Origin of the sequence: Staphylococcus sp. HMSC072H03, assembly GCF_001809305.1 — a bacterium.
Classification (GTDB): domain Bacteria; phylum Bacillota; class Bacilli; order Staphylococcales; family Staphylococcaceae; genus Staphylococcus; species Staphylococcus hominis.
Genome location: NZ_KV796881.1, coordinates 195326 through 217352, shown reverse-complemented (window position 1 = coordinate 217352; position 22027 = coordinate 195326). Strand labels below are relative to the sequence as shown.

At 32.4% G+C, this 22027-nt stretch carries 15 protein-coding genes and 2 pseudogenes; all 17 read right to left on the bottom strand.

The window, feature by feature from the left end; all coding sequences use genetic code 11:
- Position 1: 1 nt before the first annotated feature.
- A complete protein-coding gene (gene yfmH / locus HMPREF2578_RS03915; protein WP_017174620.1) occupies positions 2 to 1288 on the bottom strand; it encodes an EF-P 5-aminopentanol modification-associated protein YfmH in 1287 nt (428 codons plus the stop codon).
- Positions 1288 to 2487, bottom strand: coding sequence for an EF-P 5-aminopentanol modification-associated protein YfmF (gene yfmF, locus HMPREF2578_RS03910; protein WP_371089537.1), 1200 nt, complete (start codon positions 2485 to 2487; stop codon positions 1288 to 1290). The genes yfmH and yfmF overlap by 1 nt, the downstream gene beginning before the upstream one ends.
- Before the next feature lie 93 nt (positions 2488 to 2580).
- Positions 2581 to 3297: a GntR family transcriptional regulator gene (locus HMPREF2578_RS03905; RefSeq protein ID WP_017174618.1), complete on the bottom strand. Its 717-nt coding sequence runs from the start codon at positions 3295 to 3297 to the stop codon at positions 2581 to 2583.
- Positions 3298 to 3299: 2 nt separating this feature from the next.
- Positions 3300 to 4973, bottom strand: a pseudogene (locus HMPREF2578_RS03900) (DNA translocase FtsK); the annotation flags it as partial.
- Positions 4974 to 5050: 77 nt separating this feature from the next.
- Positions 5051 to 5723, bottom strand: a pseudogene (locus HMPREF2578_RS11435) (cell division protein FtsK); the annotation flags it as partial.
- A 336-nt stretch (positions 5724 to 6059) separates the two neighbouring features.
- On the bottom strand, positions 6060 to 7733 hold the full coding sequence (gene rnjB, locus HMPREF2578_RS03895) for a ribonuclease J2 (RefSeq protein WP_017174616.1): 1674 nt from the start codon (positions 7731 to 7733) through the stop codon (positions 6060 to 6062).
- A 205-nt stretch (positions 7734 to 7938) separates the two neighbouring features.
- The gene (gene pnp, locus HMPREF2578_RS03890) at positions 7939 to 10035 is read right to left on the bottom strand and encodes a polyribonucleotide nucleotidyltransferase (protein ID WP_017174615.1); all 2097 of its coding nucleotides are present in this window, start codon (positions 10033 to 10035) and stop codon (positions 7939 to 7941) included.
- Between the two features lie 136 nt (positions 10036 to 10171).
- Positions 10172 to 10441, bottom strand: coding sequence for a 30S ribosomal protein S15 (gene rpsO, locus HMPREF2578_RS03885; protein ID WP_017174614.1), 270 nt, complete (start codon positions 10439 to 10441; stop codon positions 10172 to 10174).
- 110 nt (positions 10442 to 10551) lie between these two features.
- Entirely contained in the window at positions 10552 to 11523 is a 972-nt protein-coding gene (ribF, locus tag HMPREF2578_RS03880; RefSeq protein WP_002448787.1) for a riboflavin biosynthesis protein RibF, read from the bottom strand.
- A 17-nt stretch (positions 11524 to 11540) separates the two neighbouring features.
- The gene (truB, locus tag HMPREF2578_RS03875) at positions 11541 to 12458 is read right to left on the bottom strand and encodes a tRNA pseudouridine(55) synthase TruB (protein WP_017174613.1); all 918 of its coding nucleotides are present in this window, start codon (positions 12456 to 12458) and stop codon (positions 11541 to 11543) included.
- A 211-nt stretch (positions 12459 to 12669) separates the two neighbouring features.
- Entirely contained in the window at positions 12670 to 13020 is a 351-nt protein-coding gene (gene rbfA, locus HMPREF2578_RS03870; RefSeq protein ID WP_002448740.1) for a 30S ribosome-binding factor RbfA, read from the bottom strand.
- Positions 13021 to 13114: 94 nt separating this feature from the next.
- Positions 13115 to 15211 carry a translation initiation factor IF-2 gene (gene infB, locus HMPREF2578_RS03865; protein ID WP_019835113.1) on the bottom strand — a complete coding sequence of 699 codons (2097 nt, stop codon included), beginning with the start codon at positions 15209 to 15211 and terminating at the stop codon, positions 13115 to 13117.
- A gap of 4 nt (positions 15212 to 15215) precedes the next feature.
- Positions 15216 to 15533, bottom strand: coding sequence for a YlxQ family RNA-binding protein (locus tag HMPREF2578_RS03860; protein WP_017174611.1), 318 nt, complete (start codon positions 15531 to 15533; stop codon positions 15216 to 15218).
- The gene (gene rnpM / locus HMPREF2578_RS03855; RefSeq protein WP_002448835.1) at positions 15530 to 15814 is read right to left on the bottom strand and encodes an RNase P modulator RnpM; all 285 of its coding nucleotides are present in this window, start codon (positions 15812 to 15814) and stop codon (positions 15530 to 15532) included. The genes HMPREF2578_RS03860 and rnpM overlap by 4 nt, the downstream gene beginning before the upstream one ends.
- A 29-nt stretch (positions 15815 to 15843) precedes the next feature.
- Positions 15844 to 17070 carry a transcription termination factor NusA gene (gene nusA, locus HMPREF2578_RS03850; protein ID WP_019835114.1) on the bottom strand — a complete coding sequence of 409 codons (1227 nt, stop codon included), beginning with the start codon at positions 17068 to 17070 and terminating at the stop codon, positions 15844 to 15846.
- Positions 17071 to 17090: 20 nt separating this feature from the next.
- Positions 17091 to 17558 (bottom strand): ribosome maturation factor RimP, encoded by a 468-nt coding sequence (rimP, locus tag HMPREF2578_RS03845; RefSeq protein ID WP_017174609.1) that lies wholly within the window; start codon positions 17556 to 17558, stop codon positions 17091 to 17093.
- A gap of 145 nt (positions 17559 to 17703) precedes the next feature.
- A complete protein-coding gene (locus tag HMPREF2578_RS03840; protein WP_104993115.1) occupies positions 17704 to 22014 on the bottom strand; it encodes a PolC-type DNA polymerase III in 4311 nt (1436 codons plus the stop codon).
- Between the last annotated feature and the right edge of the window lie 13 nt (positions 22015 to 22027).

Below are 22027 nucleotides of genomic sequence, written 5' to 3'. Positions count from 1 at the left end.
TTTAATCTATCTCCAAACGGCTATCAACAAGACGATCAATATTTAGATATTGTTTAGCAGTTTCATTAATACTATCTAAAGTAATATTTTCTACAATATCTAACATATCAAATACACTTACACCCTCAAAATACAATTTTGCATATTGATTTGCAATATATTCTGGGGAATTCAAACTAGAGATAAATTCACCAATAAATTGCTTCTTCAATAATTCAAACGCTTCTGAATCTTTTAAGTTTCCTCTATATTTCTTTAATTCAGTAAGTAACCTATCCTTTAATTGATCTGGTTCATGAGTAGCACTTGTAATAATTGAGAAACTATAAGTAGGTTCAAGAACAAATTGATATCCAAATGAATCATCAATTAAATCATCATTAAGAAGAGATTGATAGAAATCTGTTTCTTCACCGAATACGAGTTCAAAAAATAAAGTCATTTCTAAATCTCTTTGAACATATTTCTCAGGTGCTTCATCCAAAGGTTCATTTTTAAACCCTAGCATTAAACGTGGAGACTGTAATTTCATTTTTTCAGATATAAATGATTGAACTACTTCATTTGGTTCTTTTATTGCTCCTCTTTGAATAGAAGGTTGATTTGTTTTATGACGACGATTTTCATGTTCTTCAATAACATTACAAATACGTTTAGGATCCACATCTCCTACGACAAATAATACCATATTGGATGGATGATAAAACGTTTCATAACATAAGTATAAATCATCTTTAGTGATACTATAAATACTCTCAACACTACCTGCAATATCTACTTTAATTGGATGATGATGATACATTGCACGTAATGTATTGAACATAATTTTATATCCTGGTTGTTCTTGATACATTTTAATTTCTTCAGCAATAATTCCTTTTTCTTTGTCTACTGTTTCTTTTGAAAAATAGGGTGTTTCCACCATATCAAGTAAACGTAGAATATTTCGTTCAACTTGATCAGTTGCACTAAACAAATAACTCGTACGATCAAAACTTGTAAATGCATTGACTTGAGCATTATCATTGGCAAATGCAGTAAATAAATCTTCATCATTGTCTTTTTCAAATAACTTATGCTCTAAAAAATGTGCTACTCCATCTGGTACAGTCACATATTGATCTTTATGATGAGGTTTAAATGTATTATCCAACGAACCGAATTGAGTTGTATAGGTCACATATGTTTTTTGAAATCCTTTTTTAGGAATTACAAATAAGCGTAATCCATTATTTAGTTCATGTTTATAGACGCGTTCATCAATCAATTCATAATATTGTTCTTGCACTATGATTGACCTCCCTTCGTTAATACATATATCGTATCTAAATAGGCTTGATTTGCCATTTTAACGACATCTTCTTTAGTCACTTTATTAACTAATTCCATGTATTCTTTATCTGATTGAGGCTGATTTAAAAGTAGTTGATTTTGCATGACTTCAATAATACCTTTAGGTCTATCTGCAATTTCTTGTCGTTGTGAAATGATAATTTTTTTAGCTAATGCTAATTTTTCTTCAGAGAAATCTCCTACTTTAAACTTCTCGAATTCTTCAATAATTGTAGTTTTTGCAATATCGTATTTTTCAACAGATACACCACTTAATACAAATAAATAGCCATTTTTTCCATCTAATTGCGAATGAATAGAATAAGCTAGACTTTGTTTTTCACGTACTTCATTAAATAGTACTGAAGAAGGATCACCGCCAAACATAGTATTTAATACGACAAGTGCATAGTAATCTTCGTTTCCATAATGAGTTGGAAAACGATAACCTAAATTTAATTTAGCTTGGTCAACGGTATCTTTTTCAATGATTGTTTCAGTAGATTGGTCGGTACAGTCAGTATTTACATTATGATTAAAGTCAAACGTCGTTGAGCTAAGACTAAATGAATTTTCTATGAGTGATGTAACTTCTTTTTCATTTACATTTCCCACTACATACACTGAACACATGTCATTATTTATCATAGATTTATATGTATCATACAAACTTTCATTTGTAATACGCGCAATATTTTCTATTTGACCTATAGCTAAATAACGATAAGCTTCATTTTTGAACATATATTTTAATAAATTAATAAATGAATATTGCGCTTTATTGTCAATCATCGCTTCTATTTTTTTATGTAATAATGATTTTTCTTGAGTAACAAATGTAGAGTTGAATGAATTATTCTCAACAAGTGGATTCATGATGACTTCTTTTAATAAATTCAAACCTTTTTCAAATAATGGTGTAGTATCTTTAAGATAATGTTCATTTACAATTTCTAAAGAAATAGTAATGACATGTTTATCTTTAAATTTAGAAACAAAGCTATTAATATAAGCTCCATAAAGCTCTGATAATTGTTTATTAAATGATTTATCTGTTGGCCATTTTTTTGTGGCACGAACCAATACTTTACTTAGTAATGAACGAGCAGTAATTGTTTCGTAATCAAGTGGTGCTATAAATTTAAATGTGATCATCGTTGTTTTAAATTTCTCAGTTGGAAGAATATCAATATGTATTTGATGATTAGTATGTTGTTTCAAAATAATCAATCACTCCTTTACCTGTTATTAAATTTTTGTGCGTGTTAATTTAAACTTCACTAGGCTACTTTTTATATAATTTAATGAGTATAAAATAGGTTTACCCATTTCATCATAATGGACAACCTTTAATAACATTAATCCCTCATGTGGTTCAGCATTCAATATGCTAGAAATATGAGGTTCATAACTGATTGCTTCAATTTCAGTTTCAGCAGAAGCTACCTTATGCCCAGTATTAAGTTCAATTGCATTAAGCATCGATCCATCACTTTCTTGATATTCGGTACAAGTTAAATGATGTTCAGCAATCTTATCTAAACAATAAATAACTGGATGATGATTCGCAGTACGTAGTCTTTCAATAATTGTTATAGGCTGCTTATCTTTAATATCTAACATTTTTGCATCTAATAAAGAAGCGGGTTGCTGCTCTAAACTCAAATATTCTGTACTTGCTTCATATCCCGCTTTTTTAATCATTTCACTAATACTAAATAATTTATTTAAAGGATAATAAAAGGGCTGTAGAGCCTTTATACTTGTTCCTTCTTCAAAATTATCAGTTAAAACTTGTTCAATAATAAGTTCTCCAATCGCTTCATAGACATCATCTGTTTTAACGTTAACTTCTCTAGCAATGGATAAATTGCTAGGAAGTTTATCACCAGGTTTTAAAGAATGATTTTTTATTTTTTTAAAAATATATTCTTTTACTTTAAAAACTGAGTTCAATTCAGTCATACTCACACCTCTTCATTCTCAAAATCTATTAAAACTTGTCTTGGTTTACTGCCTTTTTGTGGACCAATAACATTATTTCTCTCTAAATCGTCCATTAATCTTGATGCACGATTATATCCAATTCTGAATTGTCTTTGTAAAAGCGACGTACTTGCTTTTTGTTTCTCAATTACAAAAGCGTATGCATCATCATATAGTGCATCTTCACTTTTCATTTCTGATTTCTCTACAGGAGCATCAGGTTCCATTTCTTTTACGTAATTTGCTTTTTGTTGTTCAACTACATAATTTACAACTTCTTGTACTTCTTGATCACTTAAAAATGCACCTTGAACACGTGTCTGTGTGGATTCACCATTACCAACATAAAGCATGTCGCCTTTGCCTAATAATTTCTCTGCTCCTCCAGAGCCTATGATTGTTCTAGAGTCTGTTTGTGAACTTACAGCAAATGCAATTCTTGAAGGGATATTATTTTTAATAATCCCCGTGATAACATCTACAGAAGGACGTTGTGTTGCTACAATTAAATGTATACCCGCTGCACGGGCCATTTGTGTAATACGCTGTATTGCATTTTCAACTTCTTTTCCTGCCACCATCATTAAATCTGCTAATTCATCAACAATGACAACGATATAAGGAAGTTCTGATTGCTTTTCATCAAGTTCTTCATTTTGACGTCTTATAAATTGATTGTATCCTTCAATGTTTCTAGTAGACGAATGTTGAAATAAATCGTAACGACGTTCCATTTCAGCTACAATTTTCTCTAATGCCTGTGATGCTTTATGAGGATTTGTTACTACAGGTATTAATAAATGTGGAACACCATTATATACATTTAATTCTACCATTTTAGGATCAATTAACATTAATTTTACCTCGTGTGGCTTAGCGTTTAATAAAATGCTCGTAATAATACCGTTGATACATACTGACTTACCACTACCTGTAGAACCAGCCACTAATAAGTGAGGTGTTTCATTCAATTCAATAGTCATTGGTTCTCCGGAGATGTCTCGTCCTAAACCGACTTCTAATTTATTTTTTGCTGGAAACTTTGATTCTAAAACTTCTTTTAGCGTAACTAAAGAAATTTTATCATTTGGAACCTCAATGCCTACAGCTGAACGTCCAGGTATAGGCGCTTCAATACGAATGTCCTTCGCAGCAAGTGCTAAAGCTATATCATTATGTAAATTAACGATTTTATTTACTTTAACACCTTGAGCTGGTTGAACTTCATATTGAGTGACAGCCGGTCCAATTTTAATTTGAGTCACTTTAGCATTAACTCCAAAATTTTTCATGGTTGATTCTAATATTTGACCTTTACGTTGTACTTCAGCTCTTGAAGTTGTCGTTTGTTTTGTTGGCTGTTTAAGTAATGATAAAGGAGGAATGTGATAGGCTACATTGCCAACTTCTCCTGCTTCTATGATCGAACTATTATTCGTATCGTCATCATTAGAAACGTGTTTTATTTTATCTTTTTTCATAGAATTTGACGCAGACACATGCGTAGGTTCTTTATCTTGATGGTCTATGTCAAATTGACGTTTTTTACGTTTAGATCGTACTTTTTCTTCATCCGTTGCTGCATGATGGCTATATATAGGAATATCTTCATGTTGCTGTTTCACTTCTGGGAAGTCACTCACATCTTTCATGACTTCATCTTTCCTTTGTTGTTCTTCTAATTCTCTTTGGTGTGCCAATGCTTGACGCTGTTCTTCTTTTTCACGTAATCGTTCTTCTCTTCTAATTTTATTTGCTTCTCTTTTTTCTTTTAAAGTAGATGAGGCACTCTGAGTAGAACGTTTAAAATAATCAATTGTGTTTCTCGCCACATCTCTATGATGTAATTTTAGTAATAGGATAAAACTTGATATCAGTAAAATCAAAGTCACAATGATAATCCCAGCAATAGAGATTAAAGGTACAAATAATTTTAATAAATAAAAGCCAATAATACCTCCACCGAAATTTGGAAAATGAGTATGTTCATAAGATTTATAAACGTAAGACAATACCGGTTCTCTTTTCGCAACTTCTCCTTTAGAAAAATAATAAATGAGTTGAGAAACAATCAGTAATACAAATTGTAATAAAATGAGACCGAATGTACGACGTGTTTTTGGAAAATGTCTTTGCATTGCAATATAAATTGTAATTAAACTTACTAAAATATATGTAAGGTAACGACTTGCGCCAAATAAATAATTGAAAAAGCTATCAATCATTCTACCAAAAAGCCCTAATTGAAATATTCCTAAAATAGATATAATCACAATTACAATAGCAATAATATACCTTACAGAACTATCTGTTTTTTGTTGCTTTTTCTTTTTAGTTTGGCGTGCTTTCGTTTTCGACTTTGAATTGGTTTTTCTAGTCGTTGTTTTTTTCTTAGTTCGTGGCAAATGTTACACCTTCTTTTATTTTTAATTATAATAATGACATTTTCAAAAATATAAAAAAATGTAAGTTATGTTTTAGAGTTAAAAGTATGAAAGAGGTTGAGACAATATGTATCACATAGACCTTTAAGCCCATTTTTAAATAATTAAAAATAAATGAGTCAAATCATCTTTTAAAATTATAGAGTTCACTATAAAAGTTAGGGTAAATGTCTTATCTTTTATATACTTTCAATTTAATACATCAATGAATCTATAAATAAGAATGATAAACGTTTATATTTTTAATTATTTTATAAAAGTGATATTGTCCCGACCTCTTTATTAAATGTATATCTTTTAAATTTCAGAAATAACTGGAATAATCATTGGGCGACGTTTTGTACTTTCGAATAAAAGCTTGCTAATTTGGTCGCGCATATTTTGTTTAATTTCAGACCACTCTATACGTTTTTCTTGTAGTCCAGCTTCCACAATTTCTCGAACTTTATCTTCCGCTTCTTGCATTAATTCTTCACTTTCACGTACGTAAACGAATCCGCGTGATTGAATTTCAGGTCCAGCAGCTATACGTCTATTTTTAGGGTCTAATGTTACTACTGCAATAAAGATACCATCTTCTGCAAGAAGATGACGATCTCTTAACACAATATTTCCAACGTCTCCTACACCTATACCATCGATGAGAATATTACCTGAATTTACTTTTTCATTTAATACCATGTGTGAGCCATCAAAATGAATCACATCACCTTTTTCGACAAGGAAAATCTTTTCAGGTGCAACGCCTGCTTCATTTGCTAATTTTGCATGCGCAATTTGCATTTTAAATTCACCTTGAACAGGAATAAAGTATTCAGGTTTCATAATATTAATCATCATTTTTAATTCTTCCATACAACCATGACTAGAGGCATGAATTTTTTTATTATTTGGAATAATATGTGCACCTGCTCGAACAAGTTCATTTAACGTATTGGCTATAATAACTTCCATATTTGCTGAAGCAGTGATGGCTAAATAAACTGAATCGCCTTCTTCAATATTTAAAATCTTATGTTTATGTTGGGCCATTTGACTCAACGCTTCAATAGGTTCGCCTTCCATACCTGTTGCTATAATAACGACTTCATTTTTAGGATAGTTTTCAACTTCATTGATTGGAAGCAATAAATCTTTAGGAATATCAAAATATCCCATTTTGCGTGCAGTATTAAATGAACTTTCAAGAGATTTTCCTAAGAAAGATACTTTACGATTTAATTTACTAGCAACATTTAATACTTGTTGAATTCTAATAAAATTCGATGCATAGCATGAAACAATTAAACGACCTTTTACTTTAGCAAATGCATCATAAATATGCGATTCTATGACATTTTCTGGAGTATTATAACCAGGTTTTTCTGCTTCAGTTGAATCACTAATCAAAGCAAAAACACCTTCTTCTCCAATTTCAGCCATGCGTTTCATATCAGGAGCATAATGCCCTTGTAAACTTTGGTCAAATTTAAATTCACCTGTATATACAATTGAACCGTGTGAAGTATGAATACAGATACCTAAACTATCTGGAATACTATGTGATGTATTAAAGAAAGTAATATTGACGTTTTTAAATCTCATCACTGAATCATGATTTACAGTATAATATCGTACTTTTTTCTTTATATTTCTTTCTTTGATACTTTCTTTAACTAAAGCTAAAGTAAGTTTTGAACCATAAATTGGTGCATCAACTTGCTCTAAAATATAACTCACTGCACCAATTGCATGTTCATGACCATGACTTAAAAATATCCCTTTTAATTTATCTTTGTTTTCTACTACATATTGGATGTCAGGAATAACAATATCTACTCCTAACATTTCATCTTCAGGAAACATTAATCCTGCATCTAACATAAACATCTCATCGTCTACTTCGACGATATACATATTTTTAGCGATTTCGCCTACGCCCCCAAGTGGAATAATGCGAATATCGTCATTCTTTTTCTTTACTAAACTCAAAATGTTACCTCCTATAATTAATTCCCGTCCATATAAACTCATAATTTATTATAATTTAATTTACGAAGGATGTACACTATTAAAGTGTGTTGTAACTAAGGAGTAAAAGACCTTTAATAAAAATATATATACTTTCATAAAATCATTCTTTATATATATAAAGAAGGTTAGGACTTCATTTTGTCCTAACCTTAACTTCATTCATTTATTCATCTAAAACTTTATGAGACGCATTTACACGGCCTTGTTTATCAATTTCTGTAATTTTAACTTGAATCGTATCACCGATTTTTAAAACGTCTTCAACTTTATTTATTCTATCTTTAGAAATTTGAGAAATGTGTAATAAAGCATCTTTACCTGGGAATAATTCTACAAAAGCACCATATTTTTCAATACGCTTAACTTTTGCATGGTATACCTGGCCAACTTCAGCTTCGCGGGTAATTTCATTAATAATTTCTCGAGCTCTATTTATCATTTCTTGATCAACAGCGCCAATAAAGATAGTGCCATCTTGTTCAATATCTAACTTAACGCCAGTTTCGTCAATAATTTCATTAATTTTTTTACCACCTGGACCAATGACATCACGAATTTTTTCAGGTTTGATATGCATAATTTCTACCTTAGGTGCATATGCACTTAATTCACTACGTGGTTGATCGATTGTTTGTAACATATGATCCATAATCGCTAAACGACCTTGACGAGCTTGTTCAAGAGCTTCTTCAATCACTTCACGTGTTAAACCATCAATTTTGATATCCATTTGAATCGCAGTAATTCCCTCTTTAGTTCCAGCAACTTTGAAGTCCATATCACCTAAAGCATCTTCCATACCTTGAATATCAGTTAAAATTGTATAACTATCTTCACGAGTGACAAGACCCATAGCAATACCAGCTACTGGAGCTTTAATAGGCACACCAGCATCCATTAACGCTAATGTTGATCCACAAATTGAAGCTTGTGAAGATGAGCCATTTGACTCTAATACTTCACTCACAATACGAATTGTGTAAGGGAACTCTGTAGTGTCAGGAATGATATATCTAAGCGCTCTTTCACCTAGTGCACCATGACCAATTTCACGACGACCTGGCGCTCTCACTGGACCCGTTTCACCTACTGAGAAATTAGGGAAATTATAGTGGTGCATAAAACGTTTTTCAATTTCAGGTCCTAATCCATCAATAAGTTGATAGTCTCCTAATGCTCCTAAAGTAAGTACAGATAATGCTTGAGTTTGTCCACGGGTAAACAATCCAGAACCATGTGCACGTGGTAATAAACCAACTTCTGATTCAAGCGGACGAATTTCATCTGGTTTACGTCCATCAGGTCTAATTTTTTCATCTGCAATTAATCGACGAACTTCTTCTTTTACTAAATCATTTAAAATCGCATATACTTCATCGATAAGCAACTCATTTTCTGGATCCGCTTCGTCTACAAATTCAGTAGCGATTTCTGCTTTAAGTGCATCTAAATTTTCATCACGTTGTTGTTTGTCAAATGTTAATACAGTTTCTTTTAATCCTTTTTCTTCCGTTAAAGATTTTACTCGTTGTACTAATTCTTCATCACGTTCAACAGGAATAAATTCTTTTTTTACAGGTTGAATATGCTCAACAACTTTTTCTTGGAAAGCAACTAAGCGTTTTATCTCTTCATGACCAAAGAAAATCGCTTCAAGCATTTCTTGTTCTGTAATTTCACTCGCACCTGCTTCAACCATATTTACAGCATCTTTATGACCAGCAACTTCTAAATCTAAACGAGATACTTCTTTTTGTTCAAGTGTTGGATTAATCACGTATTTTCCATCAATATATCCTACATTTACACCGGCAATTGGTCCTTGGAATGGAATATCAGACACGCTCAATGCCATTGACGATCCAATCATTGCTGCCATTTCTGGGGAGCAGTCTGGATCCGCACTTAATACAGTATTCATAATTTGAACGTCATGTCGATAACCTTTAGGGAATAATGGTCTAATTGGTCTATCAATTAAACGTGCAGTAAGTGTCGCTTCATCTCCAGGACGACCTTCGCGTTTTTTAAATCCACCTGGAATTTTACCAGCCGCATACATTTTTTCTTCATAGTTAACTGTTAAGGGGAAAAAATCACCATCACGTGGCTCTTTAGAAGCAACTGCTGTAGATAATACAACAGTATCACCATAACGTACTAAAACTGCACCATTAGCTTGTTTCGCTAATTGACCTGTCTCAATCGTTAACGATCTTCCAGCCCATTCAGTTTTGAACACTTTCTTTTCTTGAGACATTATGAATCTCCTCTCTGAAATCTAATACTTACATCATATCATTTATTTATATATTTTTATATTAGTGTTTATGATAAAAATACAAAAAAAGGAAAGTACCAATCTAAATGGTGCTTTCCCTTCAATATATTTAAAATTAACGACGAATACCTAATGATTTAATTAATTCACGGTAACGTTGAATATCTTTACTACGTAAGTAGTTTAATAAGTGTCTACGACGACCAACCATTTTTAATAATCCACGACGTGAATGGTGATCTTTTTTGTGTTCACGTAAGTGTTCGTTTAATGCAGAGATTTCTGCAGTTAAAACAGCGATTTGTACTTCTGGTGAACCAGTATCTGTTTCGTGTACACGATATTCTTTAATAATTTCATTTTTACGTTCTTGAGTAATAGCCATAATTAAATTCCTCCTAATTTTTGTTTACACCTTAATCTGAGCAAGGCGTCGGAGTTTCAACCTGCCAAGATAAAGGATTCAATAGTAATAAGTTTTTCAAAAACTCAACTTTAAATATTATACGATACATCATCACCAAAATCAACTGCTAAAAGATATTTTGCACGTTCTTTATCGTCATTCATTTGACTTACTAAAGCATCTATACCATCAAATTTTACCTCTGGTCTTAAATAATGGTGCCAATATACGATTACACGTTCTCCATAAATATTTTCTTCAAAATCAAAAATATTTACTTCTATCACTACTTCTGCTTTAGATGGATCGTGGAATGTCGGCTTAACACCTACGTTAGCTACCCCACGATATATTTTGTGTTCGGCACCTATTTCAATACTTACCGCATATACCCCTTTTTTAGGAAGGACATAATCATCGCTAGGTTGGACATTAGCTGTTGGAAAACCGATTGTTCGACCTCTTTTTTCTCCTTGAACAACTGTGCCTTTAATTCGATATAAATACCCTAATTCATCATTAGCTTTTTGTAGATTGCCTTCATGTAACGCTTGTCTAATTGATGTTGTTGAAATTTTTTCAGAATCTAAATCTAATTTACCGACTATTGTAGTATTAAATTCATCTATTTCATTTAACACGGCCATATTTCCTTTACCAAATTTACCAAATGTAAAATCAAATCCAGCAACAACTTCTTTAACATGATTATTAATAATATAGTCTTTGATAAACTCTTCAGCTGTGACGTTAGCGAAACGTGATGAGAAATTGATAACAATACAATAATCAATATCATGCTGTTCTATCATTTCTAATTTATCAGATAGTGGCGTTAAGTAATCTGTACGTTTACGTTCAGGATTTAATACTACTGATGGATGCGGATCAAATGTTGTTACTGCCTTTTTTAAATTTTTTTCTTTTGCACGTATATCTAATGCTTCAAATACTTTACTGTGACCACGATGCATACCATCAAAAAAACCAAATGCCATTGCAACATCTTCTTTTATGAGTTGTTCATTTTGTATTGGATGTGTTATTTCTATCACTTTCATATCAATCAAAGGCTCCTTTAATTAAATACTTTTTTAGGCTTTATTTCATTAATTTTGTCAGGATGATGTTCATAAATGGCTAATGCTTTTTCACTTATCTTATCAATAAACACAAATTGCTTTTCTAATGATAGAGTAAAATCTTTTTTTAGGAGTTTTTGACCATTTAAGATTCTATACTTTAAAGTGTCATCATCAATGACTACATGTTGTAAACTTTTCAAACCATATTCTATAGGAAATAGATAATGTTGTAATGTTTCATGCTCATGTAATTCAGAAATTTTTTCAAGTGATAAACTTTCATTTATATTAAATCCACCCGAATTTATACGAGTTAACAACGACATATGAGCAGGATAGCCTAAAGCTTTGCCAATATCTGTTGCTAACGTTCTGATATAGGTGCCTTTTCCACACGTTACTTTTATATCAAAATGACATGTTTGTTCTATAAATGTTAAATCAGATATTCGTTCAATTTCATCAATTTTAACTTGTCGTTTTGGCCGTTCAATAGTTTCTCCTTTTCTAGCATATTCATATAATTTTTTTCCATTTACTTTTACAGAGGAATACATTGGAGGAATCTGCTCTATTACTCCTTTAAATTCTTCTAAAACACGATCAACTTCTATAGAAGTAATCGTATTCGATGATATATTTACTTTTTCTATTACTTCTCCAGTTTGATCTTCAGTTGTCGTACTTTCACCTAATGTAATGGTTGCTTGATAAGATTTCCCCATATCCATGACATAGTCGCTTACTCTTGTTGCTGTCCCTATACAGATAGGTAGTACACCTGAAACTTCAGGATCTAATGTTCCAGTATGACCTATCTTTTTAGTTTTTAAGATTTTTCTAAGTTTAAATACAACATCATGACTGGTCAAACCACGTTCTTTATACACTGGTAATATACCGTTGTACATTTTTTCACACCCTTTAGTTTATTATGTCTCACTATGTATTATTAAATCATCTAATGTCTTATCCATATTTTATCAGTATTAATCATATAAAAAGGAGTAGGACTGAATTCATGTAAATGTTATCGTCCTACCCCCATCATATGTTGCATCTAAACTTCTTTTTCTGAAGTTATTTGATTGAATGTCACTGATTAATAACAATGATAAAGTATTATTTATCTTGTTTGTGTAAATCTTGAATCATTTTTTCAATTTTATTACCGTATTCAATTGATTCATCATATTCAAAGAATAACTCTGGTACTATACGTAATCTCATTCTTGAACCTAGCTCAGATTTAATGAATCCTTTTGCTTTATCTAAAGCTTTAAACGTATCATTAACTTCCTTCTTATTGCCAAGCACTGTTAAGAAAACTTTGGCTTGTGATAAATCATTTGTTAATTCAACGTCAGTAATAGTAATAAATCCTACTCTTGGATCTTTTACTTTATTATTAATGATATCCATAACTTCTTTTTTCATTTGTTCGCCAACACGTTCAGCTCTCATATTACTCATGGATATGTCACCTCTTTATTATTTAACATATGATTAGAAGAGAATGCTAAAGTGCCTACCTATATCATATACACTTTAGCCTCTTACAAATTAGTTATCTTTCAATTTCTACCATTTCGAATGCTTCAATAATGTCGCCTTCTTTAATGTCATTAAAGTTTGCAATTGTAATACCACATTCGTAACCTTGTGATACTTCTTTAGCGTCATCTTTAAAACGTTTTAACGTATCAAGTTCACCTTCGAATTGAACAATACCATCACGAATGACACGTACGCCTGCGTTACGAGTGATTTTACCTTCAGTCACGTAACTACCAGCAATGGTTCCAACTTTTGAAACTTTGAATGTTTGACGTACTTCAGCTTGTCCGATAACTTGTTCTTCAAATTCAGGATCTAATAAACCTTTCATCGCTGATTCAATTTCTTCTATAACATTATAGATGACTCTATGAAGACGCATATCAACATTTTCAGCTTCTGCTGCACGTTTCGCACCTGCATCAGGACGTACGTTAAATCCAACAATAATACCATTTGAAGCATTAGCTAATGTAACATCTGATTCATTGATTGCTCCTACAGCTGTATGAATAATACGAACATTTACGCCTTCAACATCAATTTTCATAAGAGATGCAGCTAAAGCTTCTACAGAACCTTGTACATCACCTTTAATAATGACATTAAGATCTTTCATTTCTCCTTGTTTCATTTGTTCGAATAAATTGTCTAATGAAACATTTTTGCTTTCTTGACGTTGTTGAATCACACTTGCTTCATGACGAGCTTCACCAATACGACGCGCTTGTTTTTCATCTTTGAAAATAACGAAGCGATCACCTGCTTGAGGTACATCGTTAATACCAGTAATTTCAACCGGTGTAGAAGGCCCAGCTGTTTTAATTCTTTGACCCAAATCATTTACCATAGCTCTTACGCGACCATACGTATTACCAACTACAATTGAATCACCTACATGCAACGTACCATTTTGAACTAATAATGACGCAGCTGGTCCACGTGATTTATCTAATTCTGCTTCAATAACAGTACCTACTGCTTGCTTATCAGGATTAGCTTTTAATTCTTGTACTTCGGCAACTAAACCAATCATTTCTAATAAGTCATCAATACCATCACCATTTAATGCTGAAAGTGGTACAAAGATTGTGTCGCCACCCCAATCTTCTGGAATTAAACCATATTCAGTTAACTCTTGCATCACTCGGTCTGGATTTGCAGTTGGTTTATCAACTTTGTTGACCGCAACAATTGTTGGTACATCCGCTTCTTTAGCATGGTTAATTGCTTCAATTGTTTGAGGCATAACGCCATCATCTGCTGCTACTACTAAAATAGTGATATCTGTTACTTGAGCACCACGTGCACGCATTGTTGTGAAAGCTGCATGTCCAGGTGTATCTAAGAAAGTAATTTTTTTACCATTATTTTCAATTTGATATGCACCAATGTGTTGTGTGATACCGCCTGCTTCTCCTGCTGTGACTTTAGTATTTCTAATTGAGTCTAGTAATGTTGTTTTACCATGGTCAACGTGTCCCATAATTGTTACAACTGCTGGTCGTTCAATTGCATCTGGATCGTCTTCTTCATCATCAAAATAAGTTGTTAGGTCTTCTTCATTAACAACAACTTCTTTTTCAATTTCAACACCATAATCATCTGCGATAAGTTCTAATGTTTCTTCATCTAATGATTGGTTAATATTAGCAACAATACCTAACAAGAATAATTTTTTAATAATGCCAGATGATTCGATATTTAATTTATCAGCAAGTTCTCCTACTGTAATACCTTCCTCATACGTGATTTTTGAAGGCATTTCTTTAGGTTCAGCAGCAGATTTGTTATTCTTACCTTTATTATTATTTTTGTTGTTTTTATTGTTTTTGCTATTTTTATTGTTTTTTTTCTTTGAATTAGATTTGTTTTGATTATTATCTTTTTTACTTTGTTGTTTTTGGTGATTATTTTGAGTGTTTTGTTTTTTATTTTCTTCATTTTGTGATGATTTGAACTTTTTATCAAGCATCTTAATTTGGCCATCTTCTAATGCTTGCATGTGATTGGATACTTCAACGTCCATTTTCTTTAACTCATCTATAATCTCTTTACTTTTAACATTTAATTCTTTCGCATATTCGTAAATTCTCTTTTTACTCATATAATCACTCCTTACAATATTCATCAATCATCGACATAAGTTTTTTAGCAAAACCTGAATCTGTCACGCCAACATTTACACGTTCTTCTTTGCCCAATGATTGTCCTAATTCTACTCTCGTACCGAAAACTCTAAACGGAACATGATATGTGTCACATTTATTCTTTATATTCTTTTTAGCGTTATCTGAAGCATCAGTAGATAAAATCACAAGTTTAATATTACGTTTTTTTATCTCAGATATGAGTACTGATTCTCCAACTTTAACTTTTCTAGCTCTCATCGCTAAGCCTAAAAAATTAAATATCTGTTCTTTTATCATTTAGGAATCTCTTCTCTATAAATTAATCGAATTACTTCTTTATATACAGGATCTAATTTTTCAGGACTTTCATTAAAGTACTTCTCGAGTACACCATTTTTTTGAGCATCTTCTACGCTTTTAACATCTTTTGAAACATATGCACCTCTACCTTGTTGTTTTCCAGTACCATCAGCGAAAATTTCGCCTTCTTTATTAATTACTACTCGAATCATGTCTTTTTTAGGACGCATTTCATTCGTGATGATGCATTTGCGCATTGGAATTTTCTTCTTCTTCATTTACTACTCACCCCATATGCTTAAACGTATTAATGTTCTTCTTTATTATCTGAAGCGTCTTGTGCTTCATTTGAAGTTTCATCAACTTCCGCTGATAATTCAGCTGTTGTTAAGTTTGTTTCTTCTAAATTTATGTCATCAATTTCAATATCTTTATCTTCAGAAAATACTATTTCATCAGCTTTTTCTTCAGATTCAATTACAGGATAAATCCCTGCTTCGCGAGCATCTGTTTCAGATTTAATATCAATTTTCCATCCTGTAAGTTTGGCAGCTAAGCGCGCATTTTGTCCACGTTTACCAATAGCTAATGATAATTGATAATCAGGTACTACCACTACAGTAGATTGGTTATCTTCATCAACAATAACTTCTAAAACTTGTGATGGGCTTAAAGCATTACGTACAAAAACGTTTGGATCTTCATCCCATTGAACAATATCGATTTTTTCTCCACCTAATTCTTCAACAACCGCTTCAACACGTGAACCTTTTGCACCTACACAAGCTCCCACTGCATCTATATCTGGATTTTCAGAGTATACACTAATTTTAGAACGATCTCCTGCTTCACGTGCAACTGATTTCACAATAACAGTTCCATCATAAATTTCTGGAACTTCTTGTTCAAATAAACGTTTTAATAAACCCGGATGACTTCTTGACACATAAATTTGTGGACCTTTTGTTGTTTGCTCTACTTTATTAACATAGACTTTAATTCTTTCATTTGGAATGTATGTCTCATTAGGACTTCTTTCAGCTTCAGATAAAACCGCTTCGATTCTACCTAAATTAACATACACATATCGATGATCAACACGATCAATCACACCTGTTAAAATATCTTCTTCTTTATCAATAAACTCAGAGTATAAAATTTCTCTTTCAGCATCTCTTAGACGTTGCATTACTGCTTGTTTAGCAGCCTGTGCGCCCACACGACCAAAGTCTTTAGGTGTGACATCTTCTTCGTAAATATCACCTATTTCATAAGCAGGATTTTTAACTAAAGCTGTGCTTAAATCAACTTCTTCACGATCATCAAATACTTCTTCTACAACTTCTTTACGTGCGATGACTTTAAATGTGCCTTCATCCATATTTAATTCTACACGGACGTTTCTAGCACTATCATAATTTTTCTTATATGCAGTAATTAAAGCTGCTTCAATTGCATCAATCAAAACTTCTCTTGGAATTTTCTTTTCCTTTTCTAAGTATTCAGTTGCTAATAATAATTCATTACTTGCCACAATTATTCCTCCTCATCACGTTAAATCATTACAGCGTGACGTGCTTTTGCAATTTTATTTCTTGGTATCTCAATTGTTTTTTTCTTTGCTTTTTCTTTAACTTCCATAGTTATTGTGTCATCATCGACAGACTTCAGAATGCCTAACCATTCTTTATCACCTTCAATTGGCGCATAAAGAGATACAAATATAGGTTGCTCTATCGCATTTTGATAATCTTTTTCTTTTTTTAGTGGACGTTCAGCTCCAGGTGAAGCTACATCAAGATAATACATTTCAGGAATAGGATCATTTTGATCCATTGCTTCACTTATTTTTTCAGAAGCAAGCGTACAATCATTTAAATCCACGCCACCTTCTTTATCAATAGAGATTCTCAAAAAACGATCTTTGCCTTCTTTTGCATATTCAACATCAACTAATTCAAAGTTTAAATCATCTAAAATGGGAGTAATGATAGTTTCTACTTCTTCAGTAATTTTACTCATACAGGCCTCCTTTTTTGGCAAATAGAAAAGAGCGGGTATATGCCCACTCTTTCTGCCTGAGTCTAAATTTTTACACAAACTAATTATAACATACTTTATATGCTTAAACAAATGAAGCTACTATTAATACTTCTAAGTTGTCCATTTACATATCAAAAATGGACAATTGTGCTTTATCTGGTAAATCTGGTAATGAACCCAAATCATCAAGGTATTCAATAATTTTTTGAGATAAACCTGCTTTTTTATTAAGGTCTTCTTTGGATAAAAATGGACCGTCTTCACGTGCCTCAACAATACGTTTAGCTACGTTTTCACCTAATCCTGGCACAGCAATAAATGGTGGGATCAATGTATCATCTTCAATAATGAAATCAAAAGCTTGACTTTTTTCTAAGCTAATCGGCTGCATTTTAAATCCACGATGTGCCATTTCATTCATTATTTCTAATACTGTTAATACATCTTTTTCTTTTTTTCCTAAATCCATATAACGAGAATACATATCTTTAACTGTGTTCTTAATACTTTCTTTATCTTTAATCATTGTAATTAAATCAAAGTCTGATGCACGAATTGTAAAATATGCTGCATAATAGTATAACGGATGATGCACTTTAAAGTATGCAATACGTACAGCCATAAGTACGTAAGCAGCTGCGTGAGCTTTAGGGAACATGTATTTAATTTTTAAGCATGAATCTAAATACCAATCAGGTACATCATTCGCTTTCATCGCATCTATCATTTCATCCGTAAGTCCTTTACCTTTACGCACAGACTCCATTGTTTTGAAGGCCATTGATGGTTCAAGCCCAGCATACATAAGATATACCATAATATCGTCACGACAACCAATTACACTGGATAAATCGCAGATGCCTGAGCGAATTAACTCTTGTGCATTACCAAGCCACACATCGGTACCATGTGATAAACCTGAAATTTGTACAAGTTCAGAAAATGTTGTTGGCTTAGTGTCTTCTAACATTTGACGAACGAAACCTGTACCAAATTCAGGTACACCAAATGTGCCTGTCTTACATAAAATATCCTCTTCTGTTACACCTAAAGAAGCCGGACTACTAAATATTTGCATTGTCTCCTTATCATCAACAGGAATCGTTTTAGGATCGATACCCGATAAATCCTGTAACATCCGTATCATTGTAGGATCATCGTGTCCAAGTATATCGAGTTTTAACACATTATCATGAATCGAGTGGAAATCAAAGTGTGTGGTCATCCAAGATGCACTTTGATCATCTGCTGGATATTGTATCGGTGTAAAATCGTAAATATCCATATAATCAGGAACTACAATAATTCCTCCTGGATGCTGTCCAGTTGTACGTTTAACACCTGTACATCCTTTGACAAGTCTATCGATTTCCGCACCACGTTTATGAATACCTTGATCATTTAGATATCCTTTAACGAAGCCAAATGCCGTTTTTTCAGCCACTGTACCAATTGTACCTGCTCGGAATACTTTATCTTCTCCAAAAAGTACTTTCGTATAGTTATGGGCATGCGGTTGATATTCACCACTAAAGTTCAAGTCAATATCTGGTACTTTATCTCCTTTAAATCCTAAGAAAGTCTCAAATGGAATATCTTGACCTTCTTTAATTAATTCGCCACCACATGTTTCACATGTTTTATCAGGTAAGTCGAATCCTGAACCTACCGACCCATCATCAAAAAATTCACTCGTCTTACAATGTGGACATATATAGTGTGGAGGGAGCGGATTCACTTCTGTTATCTCTGTCATCGTTGCAACAAAGCTCGAACCTACAGAACCACGTGACCCTACCAAATATCCATCATCTAATGACTTTTTAACTAACCGTTGTGATATGAGATAGATAACTGAAAAGCCATTACCAATAATACTATCTAATTCTTTTTCGAGACGATCAATGACAATTTGCGGTAAGTCATCACCATACAATTTTTTCGCATTTGTATAGCTTAATTCACGTATTTCTTCGTTAGCGCCCTCCATACGTGGCGTAAATAATTGATCTTTAATTGGAATTACTTTCTCAATTCGGTCTGCTAATTCATTCGTATTTTTAACAACAATATCATAGGCTTTATCTTCTCCTAAGAAATGAAATTCATCTAACATTTCATCTGTTGTTCTAAAATGTGCTTCTGGAAGTGTGGAACGATTTAATGGATTACCTGGTTGTGATGCAATTAAAATTTTACGAGCAATAGCATCATGCTCAAATAAGTAATGAGCATTACCAGTAGCTATCACAGGTATTCCTGTACTTTCTCCTGCTTTTAAAATACGATCATATATTTCATACAATGTTTCAGTATCACGAATTAATTCACGATCAATTAAATCTTGATAAAGTTTAGGTGGTTGTACTTCTATAAAATCATAATACTTTGCTATTTTTTCAACTTCAGATTGATCACGTTGCATCACAGCTGTAAATAATTCCCCTTCATCACAAGCTGTACCTACTAGAATGCCTTCTCGATATTCATTTAATAATGTTCGTGGAATTCTAGGTGTTCTATAATAATATTTTACTAAAGAAGCACTTACGATTTTAAATAAATTCTTGAGTCCATCTTGATTTTGAACTATGAGTGTGACATGGGTTGGTCGTGCACGTTTATAGGCATCTTCATTTGATAACTTTTTATTAATATCTTTATGATTAGTCACACCTAGTTCTTTCATCTGTTGAACCATTTTAATGAAAATATAAGCCGTTGCTTCAGTATCATAAATCGCTCTATGGTGTTGAGTAAGTTCAACGCCATATTTTTTAGCTAAGAAATTTAATCCATGTTTACCATATTCAGTGTTAATGGTACGTGATAATTCAAGAGTATCAATCACTCCATTAGTTGATGGACCGAAACCTAATCGTTCGTACCCTGTATCAATAAAGCCCATATCGAATGAAGCATTATGCGCTACAAAAATGGCATCTCCTACCCATTCCTTAAATTCTGTTAGTACTTCTTCAATTTCTGGTGCATCCACTAGCATGTCATCTGTAATGTGTGTCAGATTAATTATTGTTTCTGATAATTTTTCATGTGGATTACTAAATCTTTCAAATTTATCTATAATTTCGCCGTCTTTAACTTTGACAGCAGCAAGTTCGATAATTTGATCATATTGATTAGATAAACCTGTTGTTTCGACGTCAAACACTACATATGTAGCTTCTTTTAAATCTCTATCAGTAGGTTTATAGGCAATAGGCACACCATCATCGACTAACATGCCTTCCATCCCGTAAATCATTTTAATTCCATTTTTTTCCGCTGCACTATGAGCATCAGGAAAAGCTTGAACCACATTATGATCAGTAACAGCTATTGCTTTATGTCCCCATGCTGCAGCCTGATTAACGTACGCACTGATGTTTGGAATACCATCCATTTGACTCATTGATGAATGTAAATGAAATTCGACACGTTTCTCTTCTGCTTTATCTTGTTTAGGTGTCTTTTTGATTTCTTCAATATCTGACATCATCATGACTAAATCACGTACAAACGTATCTTCTTCTATACGACCTTGTGCACGTACCCATTTACCTACACTTAAGGCTTTAAAGTGATTTAAATCATCCTTATTTTTTCTAGTAAACATTTTTAATACTAAAGAATCTGTATAGTCTGTCACTTTAAGTTCAACAATGTGACGTCCACTTTTTAGTTCTTTAATGTTAATATCAAAGATAACCCCTTCAATGGCTACTTTAAATTCTTCTTCAATAATTGTTTCAATAGGTTTAATATTTTCAACGTGAATTGGCTTTCCTATTTGACATTTTTCAACACTACTGCCGTTATTATCTTGTTGTTTTGCTTTTTCAGCTTTTATTTTTTCAATTTTTTCTGTAGCTTCTTTAGCACTTTGTTGATCTTCTTCTTGAATATGTGCCTCTAATGAAGCAAGATCTTCATCTCTATTCGAATCATCAGTTTCAAATATTACTTTATCTATATCAAAGCCACATTTTTGAAATGCTTTTACTAAACTACCATTACATACTTTATCAAAATGATTTCTTTCAACATCATTTGAAGTCATTACTTTTAAAACATTACCTGACATAATTAAACGTTTTTGTTTAAGTTGACCCTTCACTTTTGGTGATAAAGCTGTGTGTTCAATACAATGTCCAAAATATTTAATCACATGTTCATCTTGATTCGATGTATTTTGAATTGTAAAATGCCAGTCCACATGTGCAATATCTTTAAACTCTTCTTTAATTGCATGAGTAAAGATTAAATAATCTTCATTTGAAAGAAAATAAGGTAACGTAATCTGAAATTCCCAACTTCTATTTTTATTTGATACATCTATTCGTGTGAGTTCACCTTTTTCAAGTATTTCTTTATCCAATTGATTTGAAATCTTAATTTGATCGGCAAGTACTCTAAATTTTTCCTGACTTGTCATTGCCACAAAGAAT

What these genes read in the sequence shown, in the direction of transcription:
- HMPREF2578_RS03905 (WP_017174618.1), bottom strand. Translation starts at nt 3,297, where the DNA reads ATGACTGAATTGAACTCAGTTTTTAAAGTAAAAGAATATATTTTTAAA.
- yfmF (WP_371089537.1), bottom strand. Translation starts at nt 2,487, where the DNA reads ATGATCACATTTAAATTTATAGCACCACTTGATTACGAAACAATTACT.
- HMPREF2578_RS03840 (WP_104993115.1), bottom strand. Translation starts at nt 22,014, where the DNA reads ATGACAAGTCAGGAAAAATTTAGAGTACTTGCCGATCAAATTAAGATT.
- infB (WP_019835113.1), bottom strand. Translation starts at nt 15,211, where the DNA reads ATGAGTAAAAAGAGAATTTACGAATATGCGAAAGAATTAAATGTTAAA.
- rnpM (WP_002448835.1), bottom strand. Translation starts at nt 15,814, where the DNA reads ATGAAGAAGAAGAAAATTCCAATGCGCAAATGCATCATCACGAATGAA.
- rbfA (WP_002448740.1), bottom strand. Translation starts at nt 13,020, where the DNA reads ATGAGTAATATGAGAGCTGAACGTGTTGGCGAACAAATGAAAAAAGAA.
- ribF (WP_002448787.1), bottom strand. Translation starts at nt 11,523, where the DNA reads ATGAAAGTGATAGAAATAACACATCCAATACAAAATGAACAACTCATA.
- HMPREF2578_RS03860 (WP_017174611.1), bottom strand. Translation starts at nt 15,533, where the DNA reads ATGATAAAAGAACAGATATTTAATTTTTTAGGCTTAGCGATGAGAGCT.
- pnp (WP_017174615.1), bottom strand. Translation starts at nt 10,035, where the DNA reads ATGTCTCAAGAAAAGAAAGTGTTCAAAACTGAATGGGCTGGAAGATCG.
- rimP (WP_017174609.1), bottom strand. Translation starts at nt 17,558, where the DNA reads ATGAGTAAAATTACTGAAGAAGTAGAAACTATCATTACTCCCATTTTA.
- rpsO (WP_017174614.1), bottom strand. Translation starts at nt 10,441, where the DNA reads ATGGCTATTACTCAAGAACGTAAAAATGAAATTATTAAAGAATATCGT.
- truB (WP_017174613.1), bottom strand. Translation starts at nt 12,458, where the DNA reads ATGTACAACGGTATATTACCAGTGTATAAAGAACGTGGTTTGACCAGT.